Below are 17,364 nucleotides of genomic sequence, written 5' to 3'. Positions count from 1 at the left end.
ACTTGACATTCACCAAGCTTTTTAAGTGAATGCTAAGTCTATTAAAGTAATAACGAGGTTAGGAGATGGAAGTGAAATTATGCATAGACCACATATCGTCATACTTGGAGCGGGATATGGGGGAATAGTAACTGCATTAAATCTACAAAAGAAATTAAATGCAAATGAGGCACAAATAACACTTGTGAATAAAGAAGATTACCATTATCAAGCTGCTTGGCTACATGAAAATGCGGCTGGATCTTTACATCATGACCAGCTAAGAATTCCTATTAGGGATATTATTAATGAAAAGAAAATAAATTTTATTTTAGATAAAGTGGTTTCCATTAAACCTGAAGAAAAAAAGATAAAACTAGAAGACCAGACAATAGCATACGATATTCTTATTATTGCTTTGGGTTTTGAATCGGAAATGCCAGAGAATCATGGATTAGAGGAAAATGCCTTTTTTATAGGGGATATAAATAGTGCAAGGCTTATAAGGGAGCATTTAGAATATAATTTTGCTTGTTACCATAATGAAGATGTAAAGAATAAAGGAAGATTGAACATCGTAATTGGCGGTGGCGGTCCAACAGGAGTAGAATTTGCTGGTGAATTAGTTGATCGTATTCCAGAAATCTGTAAAGAATATGATATTGAAAAAGCATTGGTTCGTATAATTATGTTAGAGTCAGAAGCAACGATTTTACCTGCTGTTGATGAATCGTTACAACAATATGCAACGAACTCCTTGGTTTCTCGTGGTGTGGAGATAATAACAGGGGCAACGATTAAGGAATGTCATGCAGATACAATAACTTATGAAAAAGATGGGATACTAGAGGAAATACCTACCGTTACCAAAATATGGACAGCGGGGGTAAGAGCTAATTCTTTAGTTAAAAAGTCTGGATTACAAACCAAAGATGGAAAAGTAGCAGTAACTGGAGAGATGAAGGCACCTGACTTTCAAGATATCTTTGTTGTAGGTGATTGTGCAAATGTTATAGATCAAAAAAGTGGAAAAGCCTTTAACCCTACAGCGCAAATTACTGTTCAACAAGCAGCATTAGTTGCTTATAATGTTGTAGCAATGATAAAAGGAAATAAATTAAGAACGTTTGAACCTAAAATTAAAGGCATGGTTGTTTGTTTAGGGAGCCATGATGGAATCGGCCAAATTTTTAATAAACGTAAATTATTCGGGTGGAAGGCTCCACTCGCTAAACGATTAGTCGATACACAATACCTTTTAAAACTAGGAGGATTAAGCTTAGTGCTGAAAAAGGGAAAGTTCAAATTTTTAAATAGTTAATGAAAAGCAAAGGAGTGAACTGTTCCTTTGCTTTTTGTTTGAATTCATATAAAATGAAAATGATATCTTTGTATATGGGGAAAGGAGTATCTCGATTGGTTCAATTATTAGTTATGATCATTTTATATTTTGTCATGTTTTTTGGAATTGCATTTATTGTAAATATGCTTATACGTAAAACATGGCTTATGGCGTATTTATATCCATTTATTCTAATTATTATGATCGATAATTTAGCAACTTGGGAATATATTGTGAGGCCTGGACAAGCTTTTTCAGCTCTAGGTACTAAATTAGTAAATTTAACTGGATTTGACATTATTTTATTTGTGTTTGGTTTCTTAGGAACCATTACAGCTGGATATGTTATGAAACTACTAAGAAAGAATGGTTATCAAATGTTTTAATAGTTTTATATGAAAAAAATGAATAAAATCTAATGTGATTGGAAATGATGACACCCAGAGAGGTGTTATTCATGAAAATCAAAAATTTTATTCGAAGGACGACTTTGACTTTCTTATTTTTAGTAGCATTATACGTGACAATATCTACTATATCTAATATTACCATTGCAGATATGAAAATTTGGGCAGATAATTTACAGATACAACGCACAGATGAAAACTCATTAGATTACAGAAATCTAGAAAAGAAAGAGGAAAGACTTAAGAAAGTTAAACCTACTGAACGATTAATATCTAATAATGAAGTTGATGGATCTAAGACTTTAGAAGATATAGTTGATGTGGAAGGTTATCCCTCTAAGGTTGTAATGGCGACGGGTTATACAGCGGGTTATGAATCAACAGGTAAGACGGAAGCTCATCCTTCTTTTGGAATTACGTTCTCGGGAGTAAAAGTGAAGAGAGATCTATATTCTACTATCGCTGCAGATACGAGTGTATTTCCGATTGGTACTATTCTGTTTATTCCGGAGTATGGTTATGGTGTCGTAGCTGATACTGGTAGCGCTATTGTTGGGAATAAAATTGATTTGTATTTTAATACAGTGGAAGATGTTTTTAATGAGTGGGGAAAAAAAGAAGTAGAAGTGTTTATTATTCAAGAAGGTAATGGAAGTATAACGGAAGAAGAACTAGTAGCATTAAATGAAGAAAATGAAGCATTACAAGTGTTTAGACAGCAATTTATATCAGAGGATTAAAAAAGATTTTTCTTCTTCCAGTTTAAAATTGTGGAAAAATAATAATAAATGAAAAAGCATACCATATCGAAATCGGTATGCTTTTTATATTGGCGGTTAAGAAAGCATAAAATCTTTCCCGTCCGCATAAGTGCAACTAAGGCATCCGCCTACCCTAAAGCGGATGCCAAGATTTTTAAGAGAAACGTGGAGTCTAGAACAATGGATATAAAGCCAAAGCGACGATGATTCCAGTCAGTCCACCGAAAAAGACTTCGCTAGGTTCATGACCAAGTAATTCCTTTAATTCTTGACGTTTTTCATAATCTTTTTTTCTATTCCAGTCTTTTGCGTGTTCAAAGAATAATTGAAAATCATTAATTAACCGATTTAATACAACAGCGTGCCTTCCTGCATGTCTACGAACACCTGAAGCATCGTACATGGTGATTACACTAAATATGGCGGATATTGCAAACATAGACGAAGATAAGCCTTCAACTATACCAATCGCTGTGGTGAGGGCGGCTACTGCTGCTGAATGACTACTTGGCATGCCACCAGTACTAAATGCAATACTCGGCGTAAATTGCTTAGTTACTAAAAACTTTATTGGGATTTTTATGAATTGGGCAAAAACGATTGCTGATAATGCCGCCCAAATAGGGAAATTAGAAAATATCTCCATCTAAGTTTCAACACCTACCTAATTATTTTAGTGGTTAGGAAATTTAAAGTTTCCCAACTATATTACCTGCTTAGTAAAGAAAAAGCTTTTAAATATAGATTATGTAATTGTAGTAATTTTAACATAGGTGAAAACTAGGTAAAAGAATTAGCTAAATAAAAGAGAACCTAAACGTGCAGTAGACTCCCATCTCAAGCTTCTTGAGAAACAAAGAAGGTAGGTGGTAGATCAACAGCCCGTAAAGGTCCGATAAGTTCGACTAACCATCAGTGAGGGATGAAGGAAAACCCCCATTGATGGAAGTCTTCTTTATTGAATGATGGTATCTAAAGCGATTTCCATCATGTCATTAAATGTTGTTTGTCTTTCCTCAGAAGTCGTTTCTTCGCCTGTTAAGATATGATCTGAAACGGTTAAGACAGATAATGCTTTTCGGCTATACTTTGCAGCAAGCGTATACAGTGCCGTCGTTTCCATCTCAACAGCTAATACTTGATAGCTTGCAAGCAGTTCATTAATTTCCTGTGCATTTTCACGATAAAAAGAATCGCTCGTAAAGACATTACCTACTTTTAAGTTCAAACCTTTTTGGACCCCATTATCGTAGGCGGCTTTTAATAAATGGAAATCTGCTAATGGTGCATAATCAATTTGATTAAAAATCATTCGATTCGTTTGGGAATCAGTAGTTGCCCCTTGTGCTAAAATGACATCTCTTACTTTTACATCTTTTTGAAGAGCACCACAGGTTCCAACACGAATTAGTTTCTGTACATCATATTCTCGGATTAATTCATTTACGTAAATGGATATGGAAGGGACACCCATACCTGTACCTTGAACAGATACACGTTCCCCCTTATAAGTTCCAGTAAATCCTAACATTCCCCTAATTTCATTATATGGATTTACATTTTCAAGGAAATTCTCTGCAATAAATTTTGCACGCAATGGATCGCCCGGTAATAAAATTTTATCTGCAATTTCTCCCTTTTTTGCGCCAATATGGACACTCATTATTTTATCCTCCCTTAACGAATGGTGTAAAATAACGGTATCATATTATAAAAAGGAAGACAAATGTCATTTACAAACGGAACAAGGCTTAAATGGGGAGGTGAGTATGACACTTTAATGAGTTGTCTTCACAGCAAACTTCTTTTACGAATGATGTCGTTTCGTTTGATAAATATATAAAATTGTATATAATAAACATAGTTAACTCGTACAGCTTAAATAGTGTTCGAGTGAATTATAGGAAGAAGGGTGAAAAAATGAAATCACAAACATTTAAAATCACAGCTGAGTCTGGAGTGCATGCAAGACCAGCTACATTATTAGTTAATAAAGCTGGACAGTTCGAATCCGAAGTAAACATTAATTACAAGGGTAAATCCGTTAATTTAAAATCCATTATGGGTGTTATGTCTTTAGGAATCCCTGGTGGAGCAGAGATCGAAATTTCTACTGAAGGAAATGATGAAGAAGAAGCATTAAATGCATTAGCTGACGTAGTTAAAGAGCATTTAGGGGAATAAATAATATTATAAAAAGCTAGAGGGAGACAAATTTTCCTCTAGCTTTTTATGTTATAATATCGCTTTTTATAGTTGTTTTCTTCCAAACGGTTTAAAGTTAGTATTGCTTGTTGGTTATAAGGGGTATCCTCTTGTAAAAGCTTTTCTTTATATGTATGAACCGCGACTTTTAAAGAATCCCCATACGAAGGTACTTCTGCATCGTAAGGATGAACAGCAGGTTTTTTTACATTCATTTTTTCTTGATAGAATAAAGCTTTTCGTTCATGAAAAAATACACCCTCCACTTGTCCAGGATTATGCAGATCCCCTTGCATTGGATGCTTTAGCACAGCTAACACTTCTATTAGATAGTTTTTACCTCTATCTTCCTTGACTTTTCCAATGTAAGTTCCTGAATGGTAATGAGCTTTTACAATATCTCCAATGTTTACTTCAGCCATAACATATCACCTCTAAGTACATTGTGCCAAAAAAAGTAAAATTAAGCGAATAATATGGAAATAGGTTTAGTAAATAAGCTTATTTTGCTATAATGAACATTGGAAGGAAGGCGATAGAATGAATTTATATATATTAATGCCATTTTTATATTTTCCAGAAGATAAGACTGAATATATTCCAGCTGTCATCTCGTTAATCATTTTTATGACATTAGCATGTGTTGCAATGTATATCTTTTATAAGAAGTCGAAGAAGGATGAAAAGGAATTCAATAAAAAATATAGTGAACAGTTGCAACAGGTTGCTAAGAATAATAACGAAAAGTAACATCAAAAGGAGCATTACATAAGTTGCTTCTTTTTTGTTTGATGCAAATGGGTCTAAGTTGATTTAACGTTTGTATATTTTACTACAAGAAGTGAATAATAACGCAAAATGCACTAAAAAGGGGAAAGCTACATGCGTTTATTATTCATAATCTTTTTTACTTTGGTCTTGGCATCGTGCGGTAATGGGGAAACTGAGTCCACAAGAACAGTTGATATGTATAATGCTGAAGGTGATATGGTTGGAACAGCGACATTAAATGAAATGCCGGATGGGGTTCAAGTGAAATTAAAACTAGAAGGACTGACACCGGGATTTCACGGTATTCATGTTCATGAGTATCCCCAATGCAAGGGTCCTGATTTTAAAAGCGCTGGAAGTCACCTCAATCCTGAAGGGAATGAACATGGCTTAATGCATCCAGAAGGGGCCCATTTGGGTGATTTACCAAATATAGAGGCGGATAGTGACGGGTTAGTAGATGCGGAACTAATGTTGAGTGGAGCTACACTAAGAGAAGGGAAAAATTCCATTCTCAAAGGGGACGGTACTTCACTAGTTATACATGAATCACAAGATGATGGAGTTAGCCAGCCTGCAGGGAATTCCGGGGCTCGAATTATGTGTGGGACAATTAAAGCGGAACCTAAGAAAAATACGGAAACTCCTACAGATCCAACCGAGACAAATGAAGAGCAAGAAGAAGAAGGATGAACAAAATAACCACGTCCCTTTGCTGACGTGGTTATTATTTTATTATCTATTTTTTATTGCTTCGATAATTCGTTTTGTCCCTTCTGCAATAGTAGCACGGGGACAAGCTAAATTCATACGCATATATTGTTTACCTTCTTCGCCATAATCAACACCTGCGTTCAGCCCAACCCTAGCCTTATGAATCATAAATTCCTTTAATTCTTTCGCATCAAGACCTAGTGAGCTACAATCAATCCAGAGTAGATAGGTCCCTTCAGAAGGCGTAACGCGTAAGTCTGTGTTATGTTCAAGTTCTTTCGTAACATAATCTCTATGACCTTCTAAGACGGTGAGAAGTTCATTTAGCCATGGCGATCCATAATTATATGCCGCTTCTAAAGCAGTATTTGCCATCGTATTTAATCCGTTGCCATGACCTTGTTTTTGAAATTCTTCTATTAATTTTTTACGTTTTTCCTTATTTGTAGTAATAACGTAAGATGCCTCTAGTCCTGCTAAATTAAATGTTTTGGAAGGAGCCATACAAGTTATCGTATGATTTGCAATCTCTTCAGACAAAGAAGCAATAGGAATGTGTTTCTTTCCAGAAAACACAAGATCGGCATGAATTTCATCAGAAATGATAAGCACATTATATTTCAAACATAGTCTAGCCATTTCCTCTAATTCCGCTTTCTTCCAAACTCTTCCTACAGGATTGTGAGGGGAACAAAGTATAAAAGCTTTTACTCCAGATTTTAACTTTTCTTCAAAGTCATTAAAGTTAATTGTATAATAATTATTTTCTTCTATTAATGGGTTTTTAACAATTTCTCGATCATGGGCTTGTATAACATTGTAGAACGGTGTATAAACGGGTGTTTGTATTAAAATCTTATCTTGAGGCTCCGTAAATGCCCTAATAGCCATATGTAAGCTTGTAACAACGCCTTTACTGAAAGAAAGCCATTCACGATTTATTTCCCAATCATGTCGAGTTTTTACCCAATTTACGATAGAATCTTTCACGGCATTATCTACAACTGTATATCCATAGATTCCATGTTCTGCACGTTTAATAAGTGCTTCATTTACTTCACGTGGAGCCTGAAAATCCATATCAGCTACCCACATAGGCAGAATATCTTCATTTTGAAAGATAAACTCTCTTAAGTCCCACTTCATTGAACGTGTGTTTAAACGATTATGTACTCTATCAAAAATACTCACTATGATTAACCTCCTATCTTCATTATTGTTATTATATCAAATTAGCAGAAATATAAAGGAAAAATGGCAAAAAAAAAGCAAAGCGTTGTAACGCCTTGCATACAGGGGGAATACGAGAAAGTCTTACAATATTAGTTATTCCCCGGTATAAAAAATATAAACTTCTTTTTTTAAAAAAGTAAAATAAATTTTTTATCATTCTTTCTCATTGAATTCTAATCGTTTTCTTAGTACAATTTTCATTCAGACATTTATTATAAAAATGGAAATAAAGAATAAAGGAGAAGGAAATGTATGAAAAAAATAATAGTATTTCTAATGATTTTGGGAGTTTTAAGTGCCTGTGGTAATGCGAGTTCTCAAGACGCAGAACAGCCGAATACAGATGTAAAAGATGAAACTATTACCACTCAGAAGGATACGGAAGCGAATAAAGAAGAAGCCGAAACTGGAATGGAAAATAATGAAGTAAATAACGAGAACACTGAAATGGAAAATAATGAAATAAATAATGAGAAAACGGAAGTGGAAAGTGATGAAGTGAATTATGAAGAAATGGCAATTTGGGAAGAAGTAATACCTACTAATAATTATTCGCTAAGGGTTGTTGAAGATAATAATCATAAACGTATTGTACTCTTTGAAGATGAAAATGGTCATGTTTCTTATAAAAGTATTTACATAAAAGACAAGGATCGTTTAAAAGTAATAGACACAGATACTGATGATGGATTATTATATAACGATAAAATATAAAAAAGCAAAAAGCACCCCTATTGGAGGTGCTTTAAACTTATCCCACCTAAAACGGGCAGTAAGACTCCTACCCCAAGCTTTTGGAGAAACAAAGAAATCAGCTGGGAGATCAACTGCCCATAAAGGTCCGATAAGTGTGACTAACCATCAGTGGGGAATGAAGGAACTCCCTACTGATGGAGTCTTCTATAAGCGTTTTTCTAATTCTTCTTTTTGACTTTCAAAACCAGGTTTACCAAGTAAGGCAAACATGTTTTTCTTATATGCTTCCACACCTGGCTGGTCGAATGGGTTAACACCTAATAGATATCCACTCATACCACAAGCTTTTTCAAAGAAGTACACAAGATAACCGAACGTATAAGCATTTATCTCTGGGATTTCTAAAATTAAATTAGGTACGCCTCCATCTGTATGAGCAAGCATGGTACCTTGGAATGCTTTGTCGTTGATTTCTTGAATGGTTTTACCAGCTAAGTAGTTCAATCCGTCTAAATCATTTTCTTCAGCTTCTAACGTTAAGTCAATTTTAGATTTATTAACATGAAGAACCGTTTCAAAAATGTTACGACGACCTTCTTGAATATATTGACCTAAAGAGTGTAGGTCTGTCGTAAAGTTTGCTGAAGAAGGATAAATACCTTTTTGGTCCTTTCCTTCACTTTCTCCAAATAATTGTTTCCACCATTCAGAGAAGTATTGTAGGTTAGGTTCGTAGTTGATTAATAACTCTGTAACCTTTCCTTTATTGTAAAGGATATTACGGACAGCAGCATATTGATATGCCGCATTATTTTCTAGAGACGGATCTGAAAAATCATTCATTGCGTCTCTCGCACCCTGCATCATTTCATCCGTGTTAACACCACTTACGGCGATAGGGAGTAACCCAACTGCGGTCAGTACAGAATAACGACCACCGACATCATCAGGGATCACAAATGTTTCATATCCAGCTGCATCTGCAGAAGTCTTTAAGGCACCTCTTGCTTTGTCAGTAGTTGCAAAAATACGACCTTTTGCTTCTTCTACACCATATTTTTCTTCCAAATACTTTTTAAATATACGGAAAGCAACAGCAGGTTCAGTTGTAGTACCTGATTTTGAAATAACGTTAATGGAGAAATCTTTATTTTTTAATACATCAAATAATTCACTCATATAAGTGGAGCTTAAATGATTACCAACAAAAATAATTTGTGGTGCTTTTCTTTCTTCTTTAGAAAGAATATTTTGGAATGAGTGATTCAACATTTCTATAGCTGCACGAGCGCCTAGATAAGAGCCGCCAATACCTATAACCAAAAGAACATCGGAATCATTTCTAATTTTTTCTGCAGCTTTTTGAATGCGTGCATATTCTTCTTTATCATAATTTTCTGGAAGGTCAACCCATCCTAAAAAGTCTTTTCCAGCTCCAGTTTTATTATGTAACATATGATGAGCAGTTTTGACAAAGTCACTAAGGTTGTCTATTTCGCTTTGATTAAAGAATGACAAAGCTTTATCATATTTAAAAGATACATGTGTCATGCTGTAATTCCTCCTAATAAATAAAGATATGATTATACTTTAACTAATTAAATATTTTACATCAAGATTGAAACTTTTAGAAGTAATAGACTTTTCAAAAGGGCTGTATATGAAAAGGGCATGTCCAGTTCGCCTGTTCATGCCCCATCCCTAGCTAGTTTTTAAATGTTCCTTCACGTTCCTCTGATTGTTCAATCCACTCTTGTAGTTTATCTTTAAGCGTATTAAATCCTGATGTTGCTTCTTCTTGTTGTTGTTTTGGTTTTTGCATCTTTTGGGGTTTAGTAGTTTCTTTTTTTGGTGCTTCCTCAGTTGCTCTGATGGAAAGTGATACTTTGTTATTTTCTTCATTTACGTTCAAAACTTTAACTTTTACTTCATCGCCAACGGATAAATGATCATTAATATCTTTAACAAAACCGTGAGTGATTTCAGAGATATGAACCAAACCTTGAGTTTCATCATCTAATGCAACAAAGGCACCATATGGTTGAATCCCTGTAACTTTACCTTCTAATACTTGACCAGCCTCAAATTTATTTGTCATGCCGAACATCTCCTATTTTTTCAATTCTTATTAGTACGTGTACAAAAAGGAGGATGAAAAGAACGGAGCATTTCACGTGAAGAACGGAAAAGCAAATCAACGAGTTACCACAGGATGTGGGTGACTTCCACGTTCGTCACAGGACGTGACAGAACCTAGTCGAAGATCCCTAAAACTGAAGCGTCTTTTTCACCGGACTTTTTGAACAACCTCTATTAGACAATAAATAATTTTATCACACATTAGTTTATCAAGCAAAGAAGTTTACCAATCTGTTATAGATAATAAGATATCTTCTTTTTTTATAATAAAATCTTGGGAGGGATGAATTTGATATTGATTATTTCGTATAATTCCAAGAAGCAGATGTCCTCTTTTTAATAGTTTTTGCGATACGTCGAGAAAAGACAGTTCTGTTAATTCCACTGGACATTTGGAATGAGAAAATTGCTTTTGTTTTAAGAGGTTAGTAATGTCTTCAAATGGAGTAGCTGTTTTTTTATGTGACAATTCATGAAAAAATAGGATACTCATAAAGTTATTGGAACGAATAATGGTTGTAGCTCCAGCTCTTAATGCATTCTCAATTTGTACTTTTGATAAAATTTCCGCGACGATAGGGACATCTTTGTTATTACCTCTAATAGCTAGTGTTGCTAGGATGGTCCAGTTATCCGAATGTCTTTCACTTTTTAAGTCATTTGCTGAAATTAATACCCTTGATGCATGCTTGATATTAGCCATGTGTAACACATAATCTTCGGTTGCATCTCCATTTATAAAATGGACGGGATAATTTTGATACGATATCTTTTTTTCCGAATGGTCAATTAGAACAATTTCCAAATTGGGAAAAATATCTGTAACAATTTCAATAAGTTGTCTAGTTCTTTCATTCCATCCAATAAAGATAAGATGATTTTGTCCTTTGAATTTTAGTTTCCCCCTTATAAGGTCTTGTTCTTTTCTAACGGCACGAGAAGAAACGGCTGACACATAAAGAGCAATAAAACTTCCGCCGGTTAACATTAATAATATACCTACTATTCGACCTTCTGTAGTTAGGGGAGTATAGTCTCCATATCCAACGGTTGCTGCTGTAACAAATGCCCACCAGATCCCATCGAAAATAGTCGGAAACTGCTTAGGTTCAATAAAATGGATAAGGATTCCGTAAAATAACATGACAATGATAACAAGTAAAAGCAATTTAATCAGTAAGGGAAGACGTAAATAAAGATATTTTATAAATTTGATAGTCATACGAATCACCTATTAAGGTTTTTCTTTCTAGCTTCAGCGCTCAACTCTTAATAGTATGGACGAAATGTCCGCATTATAATACATGCAAAATAGAAGAAAAAATGGCATTGATTAATCAATACCATTTTTTCTTCTATTATTTATTTAATGCATTTTTGATGCTTTGGTAAACTTCAGGGCGGAACTCTGTTTTTTCTTGGAATGCTTGATGCATAGATTTATACAGTTCTTTTGATTTTTCTTCAAAATCTTCCGCATCTTTTGATGGTAAACTAGCTCTCTTCTCATCCACAAATTGTTGAACTACATCCGCACGTGGTCCCCATTTAGCGAATTCGTTTCCATCTTTATCAATAAAAATAAATATAGGAATTGATCTTGACTTACCATTTGTTAAATACTGATCCATTAAGTCTAAATTAGAGTCTCGAAGAAGCATACGAACATCAATATTTGCTTTTTTAGATAATCTTAATAGAATCGGGATGTTAAGCATTGCGTCGCCACACCAATCCTCTGTAAGTACGATAGCACGGAGACTTTTTTCTTTTATTTTTTCATAAAACGCTGTATCCTCAGGTGCTTGAAAGCTTTCATAAATATCAAGAAAACCTTCTTTGTTTTTTTCCATACCCTTTATGTACTCTTCCGGTGACATTGCCTTTTCAAACCATTGATTTAAATCCATGTCATCCCCTCCATTTTTTTCTTTATTTTACCTATTAAATCAGAATGGGTAAACTTAAGTGCTCTATACTTTTATTTTTGCTATGATAAATCTATTAAAAGGTTGTCATTAGGAGGAATGCTTGGATGAATTGTAATAAAGAATTTCTATTGGAGCTATTAACAACACCATCACCTTCTAGTATGGAGATGGAAATTCAAAAGAAATGGATTAACTATGTAAAAGAATTTGCGGATGAAGTCATAACAGATAATGCAGGAAATGCAGTTGGTGTTTTAAATCCAAATGCTGAATTTAAAATATTGCTAGCAGGGCATTGTGATGAAATAGCACTTGTTGTTAATCGAATTGATGATGGGGGATTTTTATACTTTGATAAAATGGGTGGTATTAATCCGAAAGCAGCAGTAGGAATGCAGGTAACTGTTTTAGGTTATGAAAAAACAATCACTGGAGTAATTGGAGTTAATGCCCAACATCATGGCGGTTTAAAAAGTGATTTTGATTTGGGCGATTTATTTATAGATTGTGGTTATCAATCAAAAGAGGAAGCGGAAAAGGAAGTACAAATTGGTGATTTATGTGTATATAAAGTGAATCCCGAAATTTTAAAGGATCGTTATATTACAGGTAGGGGATTAGATAATCGGACTGGGTTATTTATCGTTGCAGAAGTATTAAAACGATTATCAGAAAAGGATATAAATGTCGGTGTTTATGCGGCAAGTACGGTAAATGAAGAAACGAATATGGGTGGTGCGTATTTTGCTGCTTCAGGAATTAATCCTACAATGGCCATTGCCTGTGATGTGACATTCGCAACCGATTACCCTGGGGTAAATAAAAATAAATATGGAGATGTAAGATTAGAGAAAGGTCCTGTTTTAGCTAAAGGTGCGCCGATTAACATTAAAATGAACAAATTATTAGAAAACGCCGCTAAAAAACTGGATATAAATGTTCAATACGAGTTAACGCCAAGAATGACTGGGACGGATGCTGATAAAATGAGATTTACCGGTAAGGGAGTTCCGATTGCATTAGTATCATTACCGTTACGTTATATGCATTCGCCTGTTGAAACAGCTAGTTTTATCGATATGGAACAGGAAATGGAGTTATTAGTAACGATGATTGAAAATATGACAGGAAAAGAGAGTCTTAATCCTTTGGAAGATTAGTAAATAACTCTTTTCAAATTAAAAAATAAGATGTATACTATACATAAATAATTTAATAATCGATTTCAATCTTCGGGGCAGGGTGTAATTCCCGACCGGCGGTAAATAGCTGTTCGCTATAAGTCCGCGACCCACAGTTTATTTAGATTGTGGTTGACCTGGTGGAAACCCAGGACCGACAGTTAAAGTCTGGATGAGAGAAGATGTCGAGCCTGATTAGGTACTTTTTTTGTACCATAATTTTGCTATACTTTTGTATATTAAACCCTAAAGCGCCCCAATTAGGCCTTTAGGGTTTTTATGTGTAAATATAGCATTTTTATCAGATTTAGGCTTCTCCTTCACGACAAGATAGAAATCGATCATATTGAAGGAGGATAACAAATGGGAAAATCAACTAAGCAATCATTAAGTTTAGTTAAATTAATTATTTTGGCATTATTAGGGACAATTTCATTAGTATTATTTTTCTTAAACTTTCCTTTGCCATTTCTACCACCTTACTTAAAAATAGATTTTAGCGAAGTTCCGGCTTTAATGGCGGGCCTAATTTTTTCTCCAGTCGCTGGTGTTATCGTCGTAGCAGTGAAGAACTTATTGTATCTTGCAGTTTCAGGTGCAGGTGATCCAATTGGAGTTGCGGCAAACTTTTTAGCAGGTCTTATGTTTGTTTTACCGGTATCCATTTTTTATCATCGATTTAAAAAAGGTGTGAAAAGTGTTGTTTCCGGACTAGTAACAGGAACAATCATTATGACAATTGGAATGAGTGTTCTAAATTACTTTATTGTTTTACCAGCGTATGGTTGGTTTATGGGTTGGGAAATGACACCAGAAGTAATTTGGTCCTCTGTTTTAATAGGGGTACTTCCATTTAATGCAATTAAAGGAATTATAGTGGGAATCTTATTCGTTCCTTTATTTATCAAGATGAAGAACTGGGTAGAACAACAACAAGCAAAATTTATATAAATAAAATTCACAGCTAGCCTCTAGGGGTTAGCTTTTTATGTAAATAAAAAAGAAGCAGCAAGTAAACTGCTTCTCCGTCCTTCATCTATTTTTTCTTTGAAACAATTCCTATTGTACATCTTGATATACATATTAAAGCATCTTCTTCGTCCGTTAGGCGTACTTCCCAAACGGCGGTTGTTTTACCACTGTGGATAGGTTTTCCTTTTGCGGTAACTATTCCCTCTCTTTTACTTTTAATATGATTGGCGTTAATCTCAATACCGAAGACATTACATTCATTGAGATCGACATTCATTGCTGCTCCCATACTTGCAACAGTTTCAGCGAGTGCGACAGATGCGCCACCGTGTAAAAAACCATATGGTTGACGAGTTCGTTTATCTACTGGCATAGTCATAATTATTTCATTTTTATCTAAAGAAACGATTTCAATCCCTAGATTTTCGATCAATGTATCATTTAATAAATCTTCCATCTCTATCCCCTTAAATAAAATGACTTATTAGTAATGATATACCTAAAAGTAATCCATATATCGTATTCGTTTTTCCAGTTTCCTTCATTGCTGGCATCATTTCTAGAGGTTCTGTTTTACCACGGAAATTTTTAATTACTTTAATCGCTATAGGTATGCTTGCAAATGTTATGATAGACCATAATGGTAATATATTAAAAATAATATAAACAGCAGTTAGAAGGTAAGCAATAAAAAATAAAAATGCCATAACCGTTATGGATTTTTCCCTACCTAAAAGAACTGGTATTGTCTTTCGTCCGCCTTTCTTATCTCCATCTCTATCGCGAATATTATTTGCCATATTGATACTTCCAATAAGAATCATGACGGGAAGTGATATAAATACGACTCGTCCTGTTAATACATCCGTTTGAATAAAGTAGCTTATACCAATAATAACGGATCCCATCATTAGACCGGATGCTAGCTCACCAAAAGGTGTAGACGAAATTGGAAGAGGACCACCAGTATATAAATATCCAATTGCCATACATGCAAGTCCAATTACCATGATCCACCAACTAGATACATAACAAATATAGGCCCCAATAAACATAGCTAAAATATAAAGGATAATGGCGAGGTTTTTTATTGTTTTTGGCTTAATTCCATCACGTACGATGGAACCGCTAATTCCAACAGATTCAGTTGTGTCTAAGCCTCTTTTAAAGTCGTAGTACTCATTAAAAAGGTTTGTGGCCGTTTGTATAAGTATGGAAGCTACGAGCATAGCAAAAAATAATAGCCAATCTATCTTACCATCAACGTAAGCAAGCATCGTTCCTACGAATACAGGAACAAAAGAAGCGGTTAACGTATGTGGACGAGTCATTCGCCACCATACATGGAAGCCGTCTTTTTCATTTAAGGCATGCTTTATATTATTATTAGTCGACTGCATTCAAGTCTTCCCCCTGACGTCATTCAATATGATAATTTGTTAGATAAAGAAGTATTTCTTAGAACATCATTCTAATTTTAGGTGAATCAGTATAGGGTGTCAATGTTTTATCCTATTCTAAGAAAGTTCTCAAAATCATCTTTTCATCAGTTTCCTAAATGAAAGAAAAGGGCTTTTCTTGAGAAAGATAGCAAAAGGGCATAAAATATATATGGACGTTTTTGCCATATCGGAGGTTTACGTAAAATGATTGAATTAAAAGAAGAACAAGTTGAAACCATTCTTGAAAAAGCGATTGAAGGCATAAATAGTGATGATGACTATCAACTTGTTAGCATGACTAAAAAGATAAAATATAATAATGCTCTTTCATTTTTTGAAGCAGCGAAATATATAAAAAAGAACCGTACGTTTTGGATGAGCTCGGAGGAAGATTTTTATTTAGTCGGGATTGGTCAGGCGTACGAAATTATAGCAGAGGAGTCGCGCTTTGAAGAAACAAAAAAGGCGTGGAATCAGTTGTTGGAGAAAGCGACAATCTATAATCCTTATGAACAGCCCGGGACAGGGATTGTTGCATTAGGTGGATTGTCTTTTGATCCCAAAAAGCCAACCACACCGCTATGGGAAAATTTTAAACCTAGCCATTTTACAGTTCCCGAATTTTTAATGACAAAACACAATAGAGAGTGTTATCTCACGGTAAATATTTTAGTAAGGAAAAATGATCATCCCCGTCAACTTGCCAATGAATGGAGGGATTTGGAAAACTCACTTTTTCAAAAGGCAAGCATAGAAAAGCAAATGTTAACAATTACAGAAAAAAAAGAAATAGAACCGACGGAATGGAAAGAAACCGTTCGGAAAGCTAAAGAAAAAATTAACCATTCAGATATAGAAAAAATTGTTTTAGCTCGTGAAATGTATTTACGGTTTAATGAAAATGCAAATATAGGATCTATTTTACAGAAATTATTAGATACCCATCCAAGCAGTTATATTTTTGCTATTGAAAAGGATGAAGATTGTTTTCTCGGTGCTACACCGGAAAGACTTGTCAAATTAGAGAAGGATCATTTACTTTCTACATGTTTGGCAGGGACCGCGCCAAGAGGGAAGACGAAAGAAGAAGATCAAGCAATTAGTGAAGGTTTATTACATGATCAAAAGAATCGAGAAGAACATGATTTTGTTGTGAAAATGATAAAAAATGCAATAAAAGATTGTTGTACACATCTTGATGTGCCTAATGAACCAATCATTTATCCTTTAACAAACTTACAACATTTATATACACCTGTAACTGCAACACTAAAAAAGGAGTATAGTTTATTTGATATCATTGAGAAACTTCATCCAACACCTGCTCTAGGCGGTACACCAAAGGAAGCTTCTCTTCAGTTTATAAGAGAATATGAACGTTTAGATCGCGGGTGGTATGGGGCGCCAATTGGATGGCTAGATAGTAATCAGAATGGAGAATTTGCTGTAGCTATTCGTTCAGCTTTAATTAAAGATACAGAAGCTTCATTATTTGCAGGTTGTGGTGTTGTAAAAGACTCCAATCCTGATGAAGAATATGAAGAAACCAACATCAAATTTTTGCCGATGTTATCTGTTTTAGGAGGTTAAG

20 protein-coding genes and 1 riboswitch are annotated in these 17,364 nt (G+C 34.6%); of the genes, 10 read left to right on the top strand and 10 right to left on the bottom strand.

Features of this window, described 5'->3' with window-relative positions; genetic code table 11:
* The first annotated feature begins 79 nt into the window (after positions 1-79).
* From MHI02_RS13905 to MHI02_RS13895, 3 genes are all read left to right on the top strand, one after another.
* A complete protein-coding gene (locus MHI02_RS13905) occupies positions 80-1,300 on the top strand; it encodes an NAD(P)/FAD-dependent oxidoreductase (protein WP_047184614.1) in 1,221 nt (406 codons plus the stop codon).
* 95 nt (positions 1,301-1,395) lie between these two features.
* Positions 1,396-1,707, top strand: coding sequence for a YuiB family protein (locus MHI02_RS13900; protein ID WP_186301035.1), 312 nt, complete (start codon positions 1,396-1,398; stop codon positions 1,705-1,707).
* Between the two features lie 71 nt (positions 1,708-1,778).
* Positions 1,779-2,468 (top strand): 3D domain-containing protein, encoded by a 690-nt coding sequence (locus MHI02_RS13895; protein ID WP_047184613.1) that lies wholly within the window; start codon positions 1,779-1,781, stop codon positions 2,466-2,468.
* A 193-nt stretch (positions 2,469-2,661) separates the two neighbouring features.
* On the opposite strand, the gene MHI02_RS13890 is transcribed toward MHI02_RS13895, so the two are convergent.
* Together MHI02_RS13890 and deoD are read right to left on the bottom strand one after the other, a co-directional pair.
* Entirely contained in the window at positions 2,662-3,135 is a 474-nt protein-coding gene (locus MHI02_RS13890; RefSeq protein WP_047184612.1) for a divergent PAP2 family protein, read from the bottom strand.
* 309 nt (positions 3,136-3,444) lie between these two features.
* The gene (gene deoD / locus MHI02_RS13885; RefSeq protein WP_060667526.1) at positions 3,445-4,152 is read right to left on the bottom strand and encodes a purine-nucleoside phosphorylase; all 708 of its coding nucleotides are present in this window, start codon (positions 4,150-4,152) and stop codon (positions 3,445-3,447) included.
* Between the two features lie 257 nt (positions 4,153-4,409).
* Here deoD and MHI02_RS13880 point away from each other — a divergent pair, with 257 nt between their 5' ends.
* Entirely contained in the window at positions 4,410-4,673 is a 264-nt protein-coding gene (locus MHI02_RS13880) for a phosphocarrier protein HPr (RefSeq protein ID WP_047184610.1), read from the top strand.
* Positions 4,674-4,711: 38 nt separating this feature from the next.
* On the opposite strand, the gene MHI02_RS13875 is transcribed toward MHI02_RS13880, so the two are convergent.
* Positions 4,712-5,116 carry a kinase-associated lipoprotein B gene (locus MHI02_RS13875; RefSeq protein ID WP_047184609.1) on the bottom strand — a complete coding sequence of 135 codons (405 nt, stop codon included), beginning with the start codon at positions 5,114-5,116 and terminating at the stop codon, positions 4,712-4,714.
* Between the two features lie 118 nt (positions 5,117-5,234).
* Here MHI02_RS13875 and MHI02_RS13870 point away from each other — a divergent pair, with 118 nt between their 5' ends.
* Positions 5,235-5,444: a hypothetical protein gene (locus MHI02_RS13870; protein WP_047184608.1), complete on the top strand. Its 210-nt coding sequence runs from the start codon at positions 5,235-5,237 to the stop codon at positions 5,442-5,444.
* A gap of 132 nt (positions 5,445-5,576) precedes the next feature.
* On the top strand, positions 5,577-6,158 hold the full coding sequence (locus tag MHI02_RS13865; RefSeq protein WP_047184607.1) for a superoxide dismutase family protein: 582 nt from the start codon (positions 5,577-5,579) through the stop codon (positions 6,156-6,158).
* A 42-nt stretch (positions 6,159-6,200) separates the two neighbouring features.
* Here MHI02_RS13865 and MHI02_RS13860 read toward each other — a convergent pair whose 3' ends face one another.
* Entirely contained in the window at positions 6,201-7,370 is a 1,170-nt protein-coding gene (locus MHI02_RS13860; RefSeq protein ID WP_047184606.1) for a MalY/PatB family protein, read from the bottom strand.
* 294 nt (positions 7,371-7,664) lie between these two features.
* Between MHI02_RS13860 and MHI02_RS13855 the strand changes: the two genes are divergently transcribed.
* Positions 7,665-8,126 carry a hypothetical protein gene (locus MHI02_RS13855; RefSeq protein ID WP_204797599.1) on the top strand — a complete coding sequence of 154 codons (462 nt, stop codon included), beginning with the start codon at positions 7,665-7,667 and terminating at the stop codon, positions 8,124-8,126.
* Positions 8,127-8,312: 186 nt separating this feature from the next.
* On the opposite strand, the gene MHI02_RS13850 is transcribed toward MHI02_RS13855, so the two are convergent.
* From MHI02_RS13850 to MHI02_RS13835, 4 genes are all read right to left on the bottom strand, one after another.
* Positions 8,313-9,659 carry a glucose-6-phosphate isomerase gene (locus MHI02_RS13850; protein ID WP_047184604.1) on the bottom strand — a complete coding sequence of 449 codons (1,347 nt, stop codon included), beginning with the start codon at positions 9,657-9,659 and terminating at the stop codon, positions 8,313-8,315.
* A gap of 154 nt (positions 9,660-9,813) precedes the next feature.
* On the bottom strand, positions 9,814-10,206 hold the full coding sequence (gene yugI, locus MHI02_RS13845) for a S1 domain-containing post-transcriptional regulator GSP13 (protein WP_060669355.1): 393 nt from the start codon (positions 10,204-10,206) through the stop codon (positions 9,814-9,816).
* A 264-nt stretch (positions 10,207-10,470) separates the two neighbouring features.
* On the bottom strand, positions 10,471-11,469 hold the full coding sequence (locus MHI02_RS13840) for a potassium channel family protein (RefSeq protein ID WP_047184602.1): 999 nt from the start codon (positions 11,467-11,469) through the stop codon (positions 10,471-10,473).
* A gap of 136 nt (positions 11,470-11,605) precedes the next feature.
* Positions 11,606-12,157 (bottom strand): thioredoxin family protein, encoded by a 552-nt coding sequence (locus MHI02_RS13835; RefSeq protein WP_047184601.1) that lies wholly within the window; start codon positions 12,155-12,157, stop codon positions 11,606-11,608.
* Between the two features lie 125 nt (positions 12,158-12,282).
* On the opposite strand from MHI02_RS13835, the gene MHI02_RS13830 reads away from it, so the two are divergent.
* Both MHI02_RS13830 and MHI02_RS13825 read left to right on the top strand, forming a co-directional pair.
* Entirely contained in the window at positions 12,283-13,338 is a 1,056-nt protein-coding gene (locus MHI02_RS13830; protein WP_047184600.1) for a M20/M25/M40 family metallo-hydrolase, read from the top strand.
* Between the two features lie 64 nt (positions 13,339-13,402).
* A riboswitch (FMN riboswitch) is annotated at positions 13,403-13,547 on the top strand.
* Positions 13,548-13,722: 175 nt separating this feature from the next.
* Entirely contained in the window at positions 13,723-14,310 is a 588-nt protein-coding gene (locus MHI02_RS13825; protein WP_047184599.1) for an ECF transporter S component, read from the top strand.
* A gap of 85 nt (positions 14,311-14,395) precedes the next feature.
* On the opposite strand, the gene MHI02_RS13820 is transcribed toward MHI02_RS13825, so the two are convergent.
* Together MHI02_RS13820 and MHI02_RS13815 are read right to left on the bottom strand one after the other, a co-directional pair.
* On the bottom strand, positions 14,396-14,788 hold the full coding sequence (locus tag MHI02_RS13820) for a hotdog fold thioesterase (protein WP_047184598.1): 393 nt from the start codon (positions 14,786-14,788) through the stop codon (positions 14,396-14,398).
* A gap of 10 nt (positions 14,789-14,798) precedes the next feature.
* Positions 14,799-15,731 (bottom strand): 1,4-dihydroxy-2-naphthoate polyprenyltransferase, encoded by a 933-nt coding sequence (locus tag MHI02_RS13815; RefSeq protein ID WP_047184597.1) that lies wholly within the window; start codon positions 15,729-15,731, stop codon positions 14,799-14,801.
* Between the two features lie 246 nt (positions 15,732-15,977).
* Between MHI02_RS13815 and MHI02_RS13810 the strand changes: the two genes are divergently transcribed.
* Positions 15,978-17,363 carry an isochorismate synthase gene (locus MHI02_RS13810; protein ID WP_060668740.1) on the top strand — a complete coding sequence of 462 codons (1,386 nt, stop codon included), beginning with the start codon at positions 15,978-15,980 and terminating at the stop codon, positions 17,361-17,363.
* Position 17,364 lies beyond the last annotated feature (1 nt).

This window comes from Oceanobacillus sp. FSL K6-0118, from assembly GCF_038006665.1.
GTDB classification, from domain to species: Bacteria; Bacillota; Bacilli; order Bacillales; family Amphibacillaceae; genus Oceanobacillus; species Oceanobacillus caeni.
This window is presented reverse-complemented; position numbering and strand designations above follow the sequence as displayed.